Below are 15045 nucleotides of genomic sequence, written 5' to 3'. Positions count from 1 at the left end.
CAGCAGTGACTTACAACAGGCTTCCCGCGACGGAATTATATCTTATCTTGGGGCGATGCGCGCCCGCGACCTGCTTCACCCCCGGCCCGAGGGCCTTTACTGCCCGCCGGGCGATTTCTTCATCGATCCAGTGCGGCCGGTGAACCGGGCGCTGATCACGCACGGCCATTCCGACCATGCGCGCTCCGGCCACCGCTCGGTGCTGGCGACGCAGCAGACGCTCGACATCATGGGGCTGCGTTATGGCGAGGGTTTCGCCGATACAACGCAAGCGGCCGGGCTCGGCGAGACGATTGCCCTCGACGGCGTCACCGTCAGCTTCCATCCGGCCGGGCATGTGCTGGGCTCGGCGCAGATCGCCGTCGAGCACCAGGGTACACGGATCGTCGCCTCCGGCGACTACAAGCGGCAGAAGGATGCGACCTGCGCGCCGTTCGAGCCGATTCGCTGCGACGTGTTCATCACCGAAGCGACGTTCGGCCTGCCGGTATTTCGCCACCCACCCGACACGGAAGAGATCGCACGCTTGCTGAAATCGGCGGCGCAGTTTCCCGAACGCTCGCATCTGGTTGGCGCCTATGCGCTGGGCAAGGCGCAACGGGTGATGCGGCTGCTGCGCGACGCCGGCCATGACCGGCCGATCTACATCCATGGCGCTCTGGCCAAGCTCAGCGAGTATTACCAGAGCCAGGGCATCGACCTGGGCATGCTCGAACCGGCGACGGTGGAGGGCGGCGGCAAGGACGATTTCGCAGGCGCCATCGTCATCGGCCCGCCATCGGCCTTCGCGGACCGCTGGGCGCGGCGTTTTCCCGATCCGATCTCGTGCTTCGCGTCAGGCTGGATGCGCATCCGCCAGCGCGCCAAGCAAGGCGGCGTCGAACTGCCGCTGATCATCTCGGACCACGCCGACTGGGACGAACTGACCGCCACCATCAAGGAGACCGGAGCCGAGGAGATCTGGGTAACGCACGGCCGCGAGGAAGCACTGGTGCGCTGGTGCGAACTGGAAGGCATTGCCGCGCGCCCGCTGCATCTGGTGGGGTATGAGGACGAGGGCGATTGATGGCACGCAAACCTCTATTGTTGGCGAGCCGCATCCTATCATGAACCGCTTCGCCGAACTTCTCGACCGCTTGGTGCTGACGCCGTCGCGCAACGGCAAACTGACCTTGCTGACCGACTATTTCCGCAGCGTCGAGGATCCCGATCGCGGGCTGGCGCTGGCGGCCATTACCGGGGATCTCAACATAGCCGCGGTCAAGCCGGCGATGCTGCGCATCCTGGTCACCGAGCGCATGGATCCGGTGCTGTTCGGCTATTCCTACGATTATGTCGGCGATCTCGCCGAGACGGTGTCGCTGGTCTGGCCGCAGGAACCGGGAAATATCCCGAACCGCGAGCCGACGCTGGCCGAGGTGGTGGCGAAGCTGCAGGCGGCGAGCCGCTCCGACGGGCCAAAGGTGCTGGCGCGATTGCTCGACAGCGCCAGCATCTCGGCGCGTTTCGCCATCATCAAGCTGGTGACCGGCGGCTTGCGCATCGGCGTCTCGGCGCGGCTGGCCAAGCAGGCGCTGGCCGATCTCGGCAAGGTGGACGTCACCGAGATCGAGGAACTGTGGCACGGGCTGACGCCGCCCTATACGGCGCTGTTCGCCTGGCTGGAAGGCAAGGCGGGCAAGCCGGAGCGCACGGCGCTGGCGCTGTTCCGGCCGGTTATGCTGTCCAACCCGGTCGGCGACAACGACCTCGAAAAACTCGACCCGGCCGATTATGCGGCCGAATGGAAATGGGACGGCATCCGCGTCCAGGCGGTGTCGGAAGGCGGCGTCCGCCGGCTCTATTCGCGCACCGGCGACGACGTTTCCGGTGCTTTTCCCGATCTCGCCGAGGCGATGGATTTTTCCGCGACGCTGGACGGCGAACTGCTGGTCGGCGATCCCCGCGAGGCCACGGGAACCTTCTCGGACCTGCAGCAGCGTCTGAACCGCAAGACGGTGACACTGAGGATGCAGCAGCAATTCCCGGCCTTCATGCGCTGCTACGATTTGCTGCAGATCGGCAACGAGGATTTGCGCGCGCTGCCGTTTCGCGAGCGGCGCGGCCGTCTCGAAATCTTCGTGCAGACGCTCGACCCGAGCCGCTTCGATCTGTCGCCGTTCGTCGACTTCACGGATTGGCAGGCGCTGGAGGATCTGCGCCGGGCGCCGCCGCACCCGATCATCGAAGGCGTGATGCTGAAGCGCTGGGATTCGCCCTATGTCGCCGGCCGGCCGAAAGGCCCGTGGTTCAAATGGAAACGCGACCCGCACACGGTGGATGCGGTGCTGATGTATGCGCAGCGCGGCCACGGCAAGCGCTCCAGCTTCTACTCGGATTATACGTTCGGCGTCTGGTCCGGCGCGGTGGGCGAGGAGGAGCTGGTGCCGGTCGGCAAGGCCTATTTCGGCTTCACCGACGAGGAGTTGAGGCAGATCGACAAATATGTCCGCGACAACACGATCGAGCGCTTCGGACCGGTGCGCTCGGTGCGCGCCGACCGCGACAACGGCCTGGTGCTGGAAGTCGCCTTCGAGGGGCTCAACCGTTCGACCCGGCACAAATCCGGCGTCGCCATGCGCTTTCCCCGCATCTCGCGGCTGCGCTGGGACAAGCCCGCCAATGAGGCCGACCGCATCGAAACGCTGCAGGCACTGCTCGATCGCTGATCATGTCGCCCGGATTCGTTCCGGAACAACGTCATGCAAGAGACAAGGTCACCTTGCCCCACGCCGGATATTTTTACGGCTCGATCGAGACGCGGATTTCGTAGATGTCGACGGCCTTGCCTTGCTTGTCGAAATCGGAATTGACGGCGATCGTTCCGGCCGAGCCCGGACGCTTGCCGGGAAATTTCACGTCGAACAGATATTCGTTGCGCTGCTGGCCGACCGCGTAGCGCTTGCGGCCGCAGTCGCCAAGCTCGCCGAAATTGCAGTCGACGGAAATCTGCGTGTCCTTGCCGTCCTCGGCGCGGGCGACGATGTCGAACACGGCGTGCTTGCCGGCGAGCTTCTCCAGCACGCCTTGTCCGACGTCGAAACTGATCGCCGAACCGGAAGCGCCCGAGCGAATGCGCAGGAACGGCCCGGTGTCATCCTTCATCGCCTCGGCCTTGGCATCCGACGGAGCGCTGACATGCGTCGGGTCGGTCGGTGAAAAGACATTGATCCAGTCGCGCGACTGCTCCTCCGCCCCGGGCTTGACCGGCGCGTTGGCTCCGTCAGCCGGCGTGAAATCATCATCCTCGACGGTCGGCGGCGCTTGCGGCGGAGCGGTATCGAGCTGCGCCGCCGTCTTGAACACGCCGGTCTGCATGGCGAAGAACAGGCCGATGCCGACTGCCGCGAGCAACGTCACGGTCAGGAAGATGGTCGTCAGCGGCAGACGGCGTCCTCGAATGCGACGCTCATCGCGATCCGGCGCCACTTCCGCCGCGGCGGACGAATCGGGAGCGGAGACGTCGATAGCCGGCCCGCCAGGAAGGGCAGCGTCCGGCATGATGTCGGGAACGACCGGCAGAATGCGCGAACGCGGCGCATCGGCGGCGGATTGCACGGGCCCATCGACAGCGACGGCGGGCGATGGCACCTTCGTGCCGATCTCGACGGCGGGCGCTGCATCAGCCGCGGGTTCGGCCGCCGGTACGTCGACCCGGGGGCCGGCGTCGGCCACCGCCGGCAGGAACTCGGATTCGATTTCAGTGATCTTGGCCTGTATGGCCTTGCGCCGCTTGATGGCGACTTCCACGGTCACCCCGGGATTGGCCTGGAGCGCACGGTCGAGCGCGGCGAAAGCCGATCGATAGACCTTCTCGCGGAACGGACGGTCCTCGGCGTTGCCTCTTTCCAAGGCGTTCCGGATCGCTTTTTCGATCGCGTCCAAGCGGGATCCCTCTTTGCGTTGCTCCAAGCTTGCCACGATGGTTAGCCGCAGGCGACCGATCAATCAACGGGCGACGGTCAGCATTTTGCCTTGTCCAGGTGTCGAAAGTCCATTCCGGCGATGTACGGCAGGCAAAAGCGGCAGTTTCGCCTGTCGTCACCTGCGAGCAGGCGCATGTCGGCCCAGGCGCCGCCCTCACGACCGAGCGGCGACGGATACCGCGGCCGATTTCCACGACGGGAGGAGCCGCCGCACGATTTGCCAAGTCGCATCTTGAATTCGCGGCCGGTTGCGTCTATCACCCAGCCCATCTTGGAGGCCTTGGCCTTCCTGGCCGCTTTAGCTCAGTTGGTAGAGCACCGCATTCGTAATGCGGGGGTCGCGTGTTCGAGTCACGCAAGCGGCACCACTTTCCCCGTTCACAGCCCTCCATTGTTGACCGCGAAGGGCTTGAAACCATCTGCGCTCATCTGCGCCTGCCACAAGGGCAATCCACTTTCCGCAGCGAAATCTGCATCCTCCGCGTAGATTGGCTCGCCTCTTCTCACCAACCGTCGAAGCAAATCCGCATCTTCGTTGGCATGATATCGAAAGGCATTTCGGATGTCGTATCCATGCCCGGCCTGGGACAGGGAAAACCCGCTGACTACAACAGGGGCGAAACCGGCGAAACGCGCCAGCACGATCGCGAAGGCTCCGGTGGAGATTTTCCGGTGCCAGCCGCGGGACACATGATATTTGCCGCTAAGCCGCCAGACGATGTTGGCAAGCTGCCATTTGGTAAGCGCCTGCAAGGTGTCATAACGGTAATTGAAGGTGCGACAACCGGCTTTCAGCTTGTCCTCGACGTCCGGCCAAACCGGGACGATCAGATGCTTTGCCTGCCGCCCTTTTAACAAATCACGCTTGTAGAAGTCCTGCTCGCTCCTGCCGACTAAAATGCCGCGGCGGATCAGGGCGATATCAGGAACGGAGAGGCCGAAGGTTTCCGCCAAAAGCTGAGAAGCATTGACGGTCACAAGTGCCCAATCGGCATCATGTCCCTGCGGGAGGCGAAAATTCGGCGCCGATCCCATCACCAGGGCGGGGCCCGTGCCCCTGGGCAAGCGAAGAATTGGCTTTGGGAAGGTTGGCAAAAGATCCGAAAGCGCAGTTTTCATCCCGGAATCTGAACCGCCTGTTCCTCAAACGAGCGCAGAATGCTCTCTTCCCGGCTCCACAATTCGTCCCATTGCGTGGCGCCGGACCAGCCCGCAAACCAAGGACCGCCGAGCGTGTAGTGCGCCAGCGAGACATCGGCGGGGTCGAGTTCGGAAGCCGATGCCCCTACGAGGTAGTTCCATGCCAGCGGCAATTCCCCGATCTCATGGTCCTCAAGCCATTTGAACGCATGGAGGTCACGTCCGGGCCACGTATTAAGCATCTCGTTGGTCAGCCGTTTGTTGGCGGGATGATCCAGATTCCACAAAACGACCGACGACCAGTTTTTGCGGCGATAGAACGTCTGCGTTTGCCCGTCCATCTTGACCGCTTCGGATTCGCGCTGCTGGTGCTTGACCGCCATGATCGCGTAGGCGGGATCGAGCAGGTCGAGCAGCTTGGCTGGATCCTTCAGAAACAGGACGTCACAATCGCAGAACATGGCCCAGCCGCCTTGCCTCATGAACGGAACGGCAAAGCGCGATATGGCAAACTCGGTTGCCATCGGCGCCTCGGAAATCGGGCACCAGAGCTTGCCATCACGGACCTCAATCGGGCGGGTCATGATTCCTTGGGCGACAAGGTCTTTGAGCACGAGTGGCTGTATCTGCAACGGCGTGCTTGTCCGCCGGTAGGCGCTCCATCGCGCTACGTCTAGAACTCGGGATTCGCGCGGATCATACCCAATATAGATTGGTATCATGTGACAAATCTATAATCTGATGTGAATCCCTTTGAATTTAGCATGGCAGCACAGCAAGCGGAAGACCGGAAGTACATTGAACCAATTGAATGCCCGCAAGCGGCACCACTTCCTTCCGTTCCCACTATGGTTCCGGAATCCAAAGCGCTGCCTGGTACTGCGATCGCGATGCTGGCCGAGTGCATCCCCATTGTCGAGACGCTGGTTTGGTGGGAAACTCATTCTCGTCAGCATGGGAGGTCGAAATGCCCAACAGTTTCAACACCGGAGACGTCGTCAAGCTGAAGTCCGGAGGCCCGAAAATGACAGTGAGCGACGGTGCCGCCTCCGGCACGTATATGTGCCATTGGTTCAATCGCGAAGGCGATGTCTGGACCCCGCAGCATGCCGGCTTCAAGCCGGACCAGCTGATGGTGGCTGACCAATCGACGTAATTCCAACTCTTCGGCTGAGGATTTCGAACAGGACGCAAGCAGCGCCGGGGCGCTTCGTCGCGGCATGCGCGGCTCGTTGCGTGACGACTGAGCGTCACAAGGTCCGTCAGTCGGTTGCGTTCTCGTTGAGCGTCGCCACGGTCTTCAGCGCGCCGTCGAGCATATCGCCTTTCTCGTCCATCAGGGCCATCTCGCGCAAGCGGCGGAGCCATTCGGCGGCATCTTCGCGGCCCTTGAGCATGTCGAGTGCCGACAGAACCCGGTCGAATTTCGACTGGGCGCGGACGTGGGTGTCGCTGTAGCCCTTGATCAGCCGGCGGCAGTTGAGGATCTCGACAGCCAGCGCATAGTCCGCCGTCACATGGCTGAATGCCAACGCGTACCAGCGATCGAGATGGGCGACCTCGACCTCGTGGCGCAGCAGACGGCGACGCCAGCGGCGCAGGCCACCGATGAACCACAAGGCGGCAAAGCCGGCAAAGCTGTCGGTGCGGATGCGGCGGCCATGGTTGATGCGGCGGTCGAGAAAGGCGGCGAGCTTCGGCCGGTTCTCGATGTAACTGCCCAACCCTGCTGGCAAAGTCCCGCAGAATTCCTCGATGCGTGGGTGGAAATATTCGGTCACCTGCAGGATCGAGCCGTCCCTGACGCCAACCTCGCGGCGCACGCGCCTGTCGCGCGTCGAACGCGTCTTGAGATCGGCAACACGGATCATGTCGTCGTAGCACATGGCATTGGCCAGGTGCTTGGCGGCAGCGATCGACAGCGCATATCCACGATCCGCTCCGTCCAGCGCGACGGCCCTATCGAGCCGGTCGAGATATTCGCGCCCGTAGGCGATGTCCTGATAGTCGACGACTTTTTTCAGGCCCCTAAGCGCCATGTCGCGCACTGCCGCCGGCATCACATCGATGCGGGCGGCCAGGGCCTGCCAGCCTTGCAGCAGGGTTTGCGGGCCACTCACCTGTCCGGCGCCCAAGGCGGAGCCCACGATCGCGGGTTCAGCCGCCTTTGGCGCAGGTGTCGCGGTGCCGCGCGCGCGATCGTAGGCGGCGCCGAAGGCAGCGAGGCTGGCCTTCACGCCCCGGCCGCCGGCACCGATCGCCTGCTCGTAGCTTGCGCGGGTGAACGGCAGCGCGTCGGACCCGGCCAGCGCACCAAGCAGGCTGGCCGAGATCATCGAGCCATTGTCGGCGGCGATCTTTTCCATGTCGAAAGCGATGAAGCGCTTCGAGGCCGCTTCAGCCGTCGCGTGCACCTTGGACGACGAGGCCCTGCCGTCGCCAGGCTCGATCTTTTCCGACACGGCGGCGATGCGGTGGGACGAGGCGATCAGCGTCGTGCGCTCGGGGGTGACGAAGCCCCGGATAATGGCGCGGCCGGCTTCCATCAGTTCCGCCGCGATCAGGATGTCGACATCACCCTGCGAAGGCGACAGCGCGAAGACCGGCAGCCGGCCGGTGTCGCGGGCCATCTCGACATAGTAGATGGTGGCGCCGGTGCGCTGGGCGACGCCGGCGACAGAGGTCGATTGCGCGACAAAGCCATTGCGCTCGGCGACATCGGTGATCCAGTCGGCCAGCACGCCGCCGCCCTGGCCGCCGACCGCCAGCACGGCAAGCTTGATGACGCGTTCGTCATCCTGGGCGCCGGGGCGGGCGCGGAATGGCGGGACAGCGTCAAGCATCGGCGAAGATCAGGCGGCGGCTTTCGCGGCGACGCTGCAACAGGCCGATCGTGGCGCGGCGTGTCGTTTCGAGAAAGCGGTCCCAGCGGCTCGGATTGTGCACGACGTCGGCGCGATAGAAGGACGGGCACAGCACCGCCGCATCGGCGACCTCGCCGCAATTGCCGCAGCCGACGCAGCTCTGGTCGATACTCGCGACCGGATCGTCGCGCAGCGGATCGTCGAGCGACTTCACCGACAGCGACGGGCAACCGGACAGCCGCATGCAGGCATGGTCGCCGGTACAGATATCCTCATCGACGCCGAACTTCGGTTTGACCACGCGGGTCCCACCCTTGATCGCCTTGTCGACCAGCGGCTTTTCGCGGCGCTGGCGGTTGAGCATGCATTCGGACGAGGCGACGATGACCTTCGGACCCTTTTCCTCGGTCGTCAGCGCCTCGCGCAGCGTGTCCTGCATCTTGCCGACATCATAGGTGCGGTCGACATGGCGCAGCCATTTGACGCCCATGCCTTTCACCGCCTCGGTGATCGGGTGCTTCGTCGATTTGGTCTTGTTGCCCGCGCGCGACGACAGAATGTCCTGTCCGCCGGTGGCGGCCGAATAGAAATTGTCGACGATGACGATGACGCCGTCATTCTTGTTGAACACCGCATTGCCGATCGAGGAGGTCAGGCCGTTGTGCCAGAAGCCGCCATCGCCGACGAAGGAGATCGAGCGGCGCTTGGCGTCGGGCGAATTGAAGGCCGAGGCCGAGGCCGGGCCGAGCCCGTAGCCCATCGTGGTGGCGCCGAGCTCGAAGGGCGGCATGATCGAGAACAGATGGCAGCCTATGTCGGAGGCGATGTGGTGCTTGCCGAGTTCCTGTTCGACCAGTTTTGTCGCGGCAAAGATCGGCCGCTCCGGGCAGCCGATGCAGAAACCGGGCGGTCGTCCTGGAACGACATTGATCAGGTCGGCGGTGTCGACACCGTCGCCGACCTTGTTCGGCGCGCGCACCTCGCCGGGCAAGAGATGCGGCGCCTCTGCCCGCAGGAAGGCGCCGATGCCGTCGAGCATGACCTGGCCGGTGTATTCGCCGGCCATCGGCAGGTGCTCCTTGCCGACCAGCCTGGTGCCGCGGCCTGCCTTGTGCAGCATCGCGGCAAAGGCCTGCTCGATGTAGTTGGGCTGGCCTTCCTCGACCACGAGCACCGATTGCTTGCCCTCGCAGAAGGACAGGAATTCATCATCGATCAGAGGATAGACGGCGTTGAGCACATAGAGCGGTACATCCGTCTCGCCATAGGTATCGGCAAGGCCGAGCCGCTGCAGCGCGCGGATAACCGAATTGTACATGCCGCCCTGCATGACGATGCCGACCGAGCCGTGATCGGAACCGAAGATCTCGTTGATCTTGCGGCTCTTGATGAAATCCACCGCCGCCGGCCAGCGCTTCGCGACCTTCTCCTTCTCATGCAGGAAGGAGGCGGGCGGCAGCACGATGCGGCCGGTGTCGCGGCGCGGCGCCTCCAGCGCATCGGCCACCGTCATCGGCGGCCGCTTGTTGTCCTTGGCGATGAAATGTCCGTGCACGTGGCAGCAGCGGATGCGGACCTGCAGCATGACAGGCGTGTTGGAGGCCTCGGACAGCTCGAAACCATCCTCCACCGCCTTGACGATCGACGGCAGATTGGGGCGCGGGTCGAGCAGCCAGACCTGGCTCTTCATGGCGAAGGCATGGCTGCGCTCCTGCATGATCGAGGAGCCTTCGCCGTAATCCTCGCCGACGATGATCAGCGCGCCGCCGGTGACGCCGCCGGATGCCAGATTGGCAAGCGCGTCGGAGGCGACGTTGGTGCCGACCGTCGACTTGAAGGTTGCCGCACCGCGGATCGGGTAATGCACGGAGGCCGCCAGCATCGCGGTGGCGGTGGCTTCGGAAGCGCTGGCCTCGAAATGCACGCCGAGCTCACCCAGAATGTCCTGCGCGTCGGCCAGCACATCCATCAGATGGCTGATCGGCGCGCCCTGGTAGCCGCCGACATAGCCGACGCCGCATTGCAGCAGCGCCTTGGTGATGGCCAGGATGCCTTCGCCGGCAAACTCCTCGCCGGCGCCGAGCCTGAGCTTTTCGACTTCCTTGGCAAAAGACCGTTCGGCCATTTCTGGGTTCCTTCCGTTGCCGCCTGGCCCGTTATCGCCTGGCATTGGCGGCGCGTACGTCTAGATGTCGTGCTTGCGAATGTTCTTCAGCATCTTCAAAAGCGTAGCGATGAGTGCGGAATATTCGGCATCGTCGATATCGTCGAACATCGCCTCGAACGCGTCATGCATCGCCGGCCAGGCGCGCGCGAATTCGGCGCGGCCGTCGTCGGTCAGGAACACATGGCGGATACGGCTGTCGGTGACCCCTTGCTCGCGCCGGACGAGGCCCTGCCCTTCCAGCGTGTCGAGCGTGCGGCTCAGGGTCGACTGCTCGATCACCGTATAGACCGAGAGATCGTTGACGGTAATGCCGTCGCTGACCGACAGCACCGCCAGTGTGCGCACCTGCGGAATGGTCAGGCCCTGCTTGCGGAAATCGTCGCGCAAGGTGGCGTTGTAGCGGCCCATGATGCGGTTCATCAAATAGGGCGCGAATTGCTGCAGGCCGATCTGGCCTAGGGTCGAAATGCGCTGACGCTTTTGCCCGACCTTCTGTTCCATCACAGCCTCCCCGCCAGGAGAAAGCCGGAGCCGCCGCCGAGACCAGCCCCAGGGTGGGTCGAGGCGCCGATATGGTAGAGGCCTTTGATGGCCGTCTGATGATTGCGGCTGGTCTTGAACGGCCGCCACAGGAAGGACTGGTCGATGGTCGAGGACCCGCCATAGGGATCGCCACCGACCAGGTTGATGTTGATCGCTTCGAGATCGGCCGGCGAATAGGCGCGGCGCGCGATCACGCTGTCCTTGAAGCCGTCGACATGGCTGGCGAGGATCGCTTCGGCACGATCGGCATAGGCTTCGCGCAATGCGTCGCGCCATTGTCCGTCGGCCGGTGCCTTGAGCTTGCCGGCGGCATCGCCCTTGATGTGACGGGGCGCCTCGGGCAGTTGCAGCCACAGGATCGCCTTGCCCTGCGGGCAGCGCGACGGGTCGAGCGCATGCGGCTGGCCGACGCAGATGGTCGGCACCTCCGGCAGCATGCCACGCGCCGCCTCGTTGCAGGCCTTGGACACGCCATCCAGTCCAGGCGTCAGGTGCAGCAGTGCAATTTTGTCCAGTCCCTCGCCGCGCCATGAAGGCGGCTTGTCGAGGGCATAGTGGATCTGGAAATTGCCTTTGCCGTGGCGGTATTTCCGCGTCGCCTCGACATCGGCTTTGGGCGCATCCGCGCCGAGCAGCCGGCCGTAGAGCTGCGTCGGCGTGACCGAGCAGATGACGCTCTTCTTCGCATGCACCATTTCGCCCGAGGCCAGCCGCACGCCGGTGGCGCGGCCTCCTGCCTGGATGATGGAGGCAACGTCGGACTCGGTTGAGATGACGCCGCCGCGCTCGGTGATGAGTGCCTCGAAGGCCGACAGCAGGTTCTGCGCCCCGCCCTTGACGATCGGCGCGCCGGCCGCTTCCAGCGCGAAAGCGATGACCTTGGCTATCTGGCCGGAGAAAGCATCTTCCGGCCCAAGCCCGGCATGCAACACCCAGGGCGCCCACAGGGCGCGAACGGTTTCGGACTGGTAGGTGCTTTCCAGCCAGCTACGCGCCGGCACCAGCGCATCGCCAAGAAAGGCGGCAAGACCACGAGGGCCACGCCGCCAGGCATCACCGGCCAGCAGCCTGGCTGTCGGATAGGACCACAGGCTGCCGCCGAGCAGGCCGAACAGCAGCCCGGCGTTGCGCTCGATGCTGCCGACATCGTCCGCGTGACGGTCGCCGTCGCCTGCCGCGATCGCATTGAGGGCGGCGACGTTTGCGGCGCGATCGGTGCGCAGAACGGCATGGCTGCCGTCCGGGCGCAGCACGCCGGTCGGGGTGCCAGTGTGGCAGAACTCCAGCCCGTGCCGGGCAAGATCCTTGCCCAGCGCAGCAAAGGCGGGCGAGGTGATGAACAGCACGAAGGTCGTGGCCATCACGTCATGGATGAAGCCGGGCGCGGTGATCTCCTCGGTACGCATGCAGCCGCCGATACGGTCGTTGCGTTCGAGGACGAGCACCTTCTCGCCCTTGCCGCCGAGCATAGCGGCGCATACGAGCGCGTTGATGCCGCTGCCGACGATGATGTGGTCGGGGGCGTTCATGGGTGGTGGCTCTTCGTCGGCGGGTGGGTTTCAATCGCGTGGGATAGCGCTCTACGGCGCCCCCCTCTGCCCTGCCGGGCATCTCCCCCTCTTGGGGGGAGATTGGCCGTCACGACCGCTTTCGCCAATCTCCAGCGTTGCAGGAATGAGCGGACCGCTGAAGCTGCCAATCTCCCCCCTTGAGGGGGAGATGTCCGGCAGGACAGAGGGGGGCGCCGTAAAGCTCCAGCGTTGCTCCGCTCCCACCTCATCACTGCGATTTCGCCTGCAAGCATGATCTTCTCCCGAAGACCCGACCTCACCTATTGCTTCGATACCAGCGCCAGCGCGCGGATCGGACTGCCGGTGCCGTGTTCGATCTTGAGCGGCGCCGCGATCAGGATCGCTCCCTTCGGCGGCAGCTGGTCGAGATTGCACAGGCTGGCAAGGCCGTAGCGATTGGCCTTGTGCATCAGCGTGTGTGCCGGGAATGGCGGCTCCATTCCCCCTGCTTTGCCGGCATCGGTGCCGATCGTCTCGCTGCCCCAGCCCTTGATGTTCTTGCCGATCAGGAACTGGATCGCTTCGGCCGTCGGGCCGGGCGTGTGCGGGCCGGTCTCGTCGGCGTTGAGGAACTCGGCTTCAGAGCCGTTGCGCTTGTACCAGTCGGTGCGCATCACCACCCACTCGCCGGCGTTGATGGCGCCATGCTTGGCTTCCCATGCCTTGATATGATCGACGGTGAGCAGGAAGTCATGGTCGGCGGCGGCTTCCTTCGAGCAATCGATGACATTGACCGGGCCGACGAAATTCTGCGCCGGAATGGTGTCGGTGGCGCCGTCGGCATAATCCTTGCCGGAGATCCAGTGCTGCGGCGCATCGAAATGCGTGCCCGAATGCTCGCCTAGCTTCAGCCAGTTCCACGCCCACCAGGGGCCGTTCTTGTCATAGCGGGAGATCGAATGAATTTCGACTTTCGGCGTGTCGACGGCGAGTTCCGGCGGCAGCTTGATCAGCGGCGTATCGGGCCCAAGCGGCGCCGAAAGGTCGACCACCTTGATGGCGCCGGAAAGCAGCTGGCCGGCGACTTCGCCGAGGAGTTCTTGCGTGTCCATGTCTCTGTTCCCTCTTTCTTGTCGATGCTGAAGGCTCGTTTCGGCCCTTAATATCCTACTAGACGAAAACATATGCATCTGCAATTATCTTTAAGCATAAAGGAAATGGGAACGGGGCGTGAGCGAGTTCGACGCCATCTTTGTCGGGGCGGGCCACAACAGTCTGGCATGCGCCGCGCATCTGGCGCTCAAGGGCTGGAAAACCGCGATTTTCGAGCGCAACGCGACAATCGGCGGCGCCGTCCAGACCCGGGAATTCACCCTTCCCGGCTTCCGCCACGATTTCGGCGCGATGAATCTGAGCCTGTTTGCCGGCTCCGCCTTCCACCGGAAATATGCAAATGAATTGAAAGCGCAGGGCCTGGTGTTCGCGCCGGTCGCCGACTGCTTCGCCAGCGCCTTCCCGGACGGACGCTGGTTCGGCGTCAGCAACGATCTGGAAAAGACGGCCGCGCACATGGCTGCCTTCTCCGCAACCGATGCCGCCACCTGGCGCAAGCTGGTCGCCGCTTTCCCGACGGAGGCGGAACATCTGTTCCGGCTGCTGGGTTCGCCTATGAGCGCCCGCGCCCTTGCCGGCACGGCATGGAACCTTTGGCGCAAGAAGGGCATGTCCGGTGCGCTCGACACGGGCCGGCTGTTGCTGTCGTCGCCACGCGCCTGGCTGGAGGAGACTTTCGAGTCGCCGCACGTACGGGCGACGCTCGCCACCTGGGGCATGCATCTCGACTTCGCGCCCGACGTCGCCGGCGGTGCCGTGTTCCCCTATCTGGAATCGATGGCCAATCAGAGCTTCGGCATGGTGCTGGGCAAGGGTGGCGCCGACACCATCATCCGCGCCTTGTCGGGCATGGTCACGGCGGCTGGCGGCAAGATCTTCACCGGCGCCGAGATAGCCGAAATCACGGTTTCGGCCGGCAAGGCGACCGGTGTGCGGCTCGCTTCCGGTGAGACGCATAGCGCCACCAAGGCAGTCATCGCCGGCGTCGCGCCCAAGGCGCTGTCCGGCAAGTTGCTACCCAACGGTTCCGGCGACGCCGGCTTCGACACGGCGATGCAGAAATTCCGCCACGCGCCGGGTTCGATGATGATCCATCTGGCGCTGGACGACCTGCCGGACTGGCGCGCGGGGGCCGAGCTACGGCAATTCGCCTATGTGCATCTGTCGCCGTCGCTCGACGCCATGTCGCGGACCTATCAGCAGGCGATGGCGGGGCTGCTGCCGGACGAGCCGGTGCTGGTCGTCGGCCAGCCGACCGCGATCGACCCGTCGCGCGCGCCTCAAGGCAAGCACGTTCTGTGGGTGCAGGTGCGCATGCTGCCGGCGGAGATAGCAGGCGATGCCGCCGGTAAGATCGCGCCCATGCATTGGGATCAGGTCAAGGATCGTTATGCCGAGCGCGTGCTCGACATCATCGAGAGCTACGCGCCCGGCCTGCGAAAGAAAATCCTCGGTCGCTCCGTGTTCTCGCCCATCGACCTCGAGCGCGAGAACCCGAACCTCGTCGGTGGCGACCAAGTCTGCGGCAGCCATCACCTGGCGCAGAACTTCCTGTTTCGCCCGGCACCCGGCTACGCCGGCTGGAACACGCCGGTGGCCAATCTGCATCTCACCGGTGCCGCGACATGGCCGGGCGCCGGCACGGGTGCCGCCTCGGGCTTCATGCTCGCGCAACAGCTTGGCGGGAGGTAGGGGCCGAAAGGCATTGGGGTGAAGCAAGGCAAGGCGCGGTTGCCCAGGGA

12 protein-coding genes and 1 tRNA gene are annotated in these 15045 nt (G+C 64.3%); 5 read left to right on the top strand and 8 right to left on the bottom strand.

Translation table 11 applies throughout. The features are described 5' to 3' along the window. The first annotated feature begins 55 nt into the window (after positions 1-55). Entirely contained in the window at positions 56-1066 is a 1011-nt protein-coding gene (locus NKI49_RS20385; RefSeq protein WP_352604877.1) for a ligase-associated DNA damage response exonuclease, read from the top strand. A 40-nt stretch (positions 1067-1106) separates the two neighbouring features. Continuing rightward, positions 1107-2708 (top strand): cisplatin damage response ATP-dependent DNA ligase, encoded by a 1602-nt coding sequence (locus NKI49_RS20380; protein WP_352604878.1) that lies wholly within the window; start codon positions 1107-1109, stop codon positions 2706-2708. Positions 2709-2781: 73 nt separating this feature from the next. Here NKI49_RS20380 and NKI49_RS20375 read toward each other — a convergent pair whose 3' ends face one another. Continuing rightward, positions 2782-3924: a hypothetical protein gene (locus tag NKI49_RS20375; protein ID WP_352604880.1), complete on the bottom strand. Its 1143-nt coding sequence runs from the start codon at positions 3922-3924 to the stop codon at positions 2782-2784. A 333-nt stretch (positions 3925-4257) separates the two neighbouring features. Between NKI49_RS20375 and NKI49_RS20370 the strand changes: the two genes are divergently transcribed. After that, a tRNA-Thr gene (locus tag NKI49_RS20370) sits at positions 4258-4333 on the top strand. A 10-nt stretch (positions 4334-4343) separates the two neighbouring features. On the opposite strand, the gene NKI49_RS20365 is transcribed toward NKI49_RS20370, so the two are convergent. Both NKI49_RS20365 and NKI49_RS20360 read right to left on the bottom strand, forming a co-directional pair. Continuing rightward, positions 4344-5084: a hypothetical protein gene (locus NKI49_RS20365; protein WP_352604882.1), complete on the bottom strand. Its 741-nt coding sequence runs from the start codon at positions 5082-5084 to the stop codon at positions 4344-4346. Further along, a complete protein-coding gene (locus tag NKI49_RS20360) occupies positions 5081-5629 on the bottom strand; it encodes a hypothetical protein (RefSeq protein ID WP_352604884.1) in 549 nt (182 codons plus the stop codon). The genes NKI49_RS20365 and NKI49_RS20360 overlap by 4 nt, the downstream gene beginning before the upstream one ends. A 443-nt stretch (positions 5630-6072) precedes the next feature. On the opposite strand from NKI49_RS20360, the gene NKI49_RS20355 reads away from it, so the two are divergent. Beyond that, entirely contained in the window at positions 6073-6261 is a 189-nt protein-coding gene (locus tag NKI49_RS20355) for a YodC family protein (RefSeq protein ID WP_352604886.1), read from the top strand. Positions 6262-6367: 106 nt separating this feature from the next. Here the strand turns inward: NKI49_RS20355 and NKI49_RS20350 are convergent, their stop codons facing one another. The 5 genes from NKI49_RS20350 to NKI49_RS20330 form a co-directional block, all read right to left on the bottom strand. Beyond that, positions 6368-7948, bottom strand: a complete 1581-nt coding sequence (locus NKI49_RS20350) for an indolepyruvate oxidoreductase subunit beta family protein (protein ID WP_352604888.1) — start codon at positions 7946-7948, stop codon at positions 6368-6370. Next, positions 7941-10094, bottom strand: coding sequence for a thiamine pyrophosphate-dependent enzyme (locus tag NKI49_RS20345; protein WP_352604890.1), 2154 nt, complete (start codon positions 10092-10094; stop codon positions 7941-7943). Before NKI49_RS20345 ends, NKI49_RS20350 begins: the two co-directional genes overlap by 8 nt. Before the next feature lie 60 nt (positions 10095-10154). Then, positions 10155-10637, bottom strand: a complete 483-nt coding sequence (locus tag NKI49_RS20340) for a MarR family winged helix-turn-helix transcriptional regulator (protein WP_352604892.1) — start codon at positions 10635-10637, stop codon at positions 10155-10157. Beyond that, positions 10637-12208 (bottom strand): phytoene desaturase family protein, encoded by a 1572-nt coding sequence (locus tag NKI49_RS20335; RefSeq protein ID WP_352604896.1) that lies wholly within the window; start codon positions 12206-12208, stop codon positions 10637-10639. The genes NKI49_RS20340 and NKI49_RS20335 overlap by 1 nt, the downstream gene beginning before the upstream one ends. 302 nt (positions 12209-12510) lie before the next feature. Then, positions 12511-13302 carry a cyclase family protein gene (locus NKI49_RS20330; protein ID WP_352607885.1) on the bottom strand — a complete coding sequence of 264 codons (792 nt, stop codon included), beginning with the start codon at positions 13300-13302 and terminating at the stop codon, positions 12511-12513. 118 nt (positions 13303-13420) lie between these two features. On the opposite strand from NKI49_RS20330, the gene NKI49_RS20325 reads away from it, so the two are divergent. Continuing rightward, positions 13421-14995, top strand: a complete 1575-nt coding sequence (locus NKI49_RS20325) for a phytoene desaturase family protein (RefSeq protein ID WP_352607883.1) — start codon at positions 13421-13423, stop codon at positions 14993-14995. The last annotated feature ends 50 nt before the right edge of the window (positions 14996-15045 follow it).

This window comes from Mesorhizobium sp. M0587 (genome assembly GCF_040320945.1).
In the GTDB taxonomy this organism is placed as follows: domain Bacteria; phylum Pseudomonadota; class Alphaproteobacteria; order Rhizobiales; family Rhizobiaceae; genus Mesorhizobium.
The sequence above is the reverse complement of the archived record's forward strand: the minus strand, read 5'-3'. Positions and strand labels throughout refer to the sequence as shown.

Excerpts from the sequence above, each read along its gene's own strand:
- NKI49_RS20385 (WP_352604877.1), top strand. The coding sequence starts at position 56 with ATGCGCGCCCGCGACCTGCTTCACCCCCGGCCCGAGGGCCTTTACTGC.
- NKI49_RS20380 (WP_352604878.1), top strand. The coding sequence starts at position 1,107 with ATGAACCGCTTCGCCGAACTTCTCGACCGCTTGGTGCTGACGCCGTCG.
- NKI49_RS20365 (WP_352604882.1), bottom strand. The coding sequence starts at position 5,084 with ATGAAAACTGCGCTTTCGGATCTTTTGCCAACCTTCCCAAAGCCAATT.
- NKI49_RS20360 (WP_352604884.1), bottom strand. The coding sequence starts at position 5,629 with ATGGCAACCGAGTTTGCCATATCGCGCTTTGCCGTTCCGTTCATGAGG.
- NKI49_RS20355 (WP_352604886.1), top strand. The coding sequence starts at position 6,073 with ATGCCCAACAGTTTCAACACCGGAGACGTCGTCAAGCTGAAGTCCGGA.
- NKI49_RS20350 (WP_352604888.1), bottom strand. The coding sequence starts at position 7,948 with ATGCTTGACGCTGTCCCGCCATTCCGCGCCCGCCCCGGCGCCCAGGAT.
- NKI49_RS20345 (WP_352604890.1), bottom strand. The coding sequence starts at position 10,094 with ATGGCCGAACGGTCTTTTGCCAAGGAAGTCGAAAAGCTCAGGCTCGGC.
- NKI49_RS20340 (WP_352604892.1), bottom strand. The coding sequence starts at position 10,637 with ATGGAACAGAAGGTCGGGCAAAAGCGTCAGCGCATTTCGACCCTAGGC.
- NKI49_RS20335 (WP_352604896.1), bottom strand. The coding sequence starts at position 12,208 with ATGAACGCCCCCGACCACATCATCGTCGGCAGCGGCATCAACGCGCTC.
- NKI49_RS20330 (WP_352607885.1), bottom strand. The coding sequence starts at position 13,302 with ATGGACACGCAAGAACTCCTCGGCGAAGTCGCCGGCCAGCTGCTTTCC.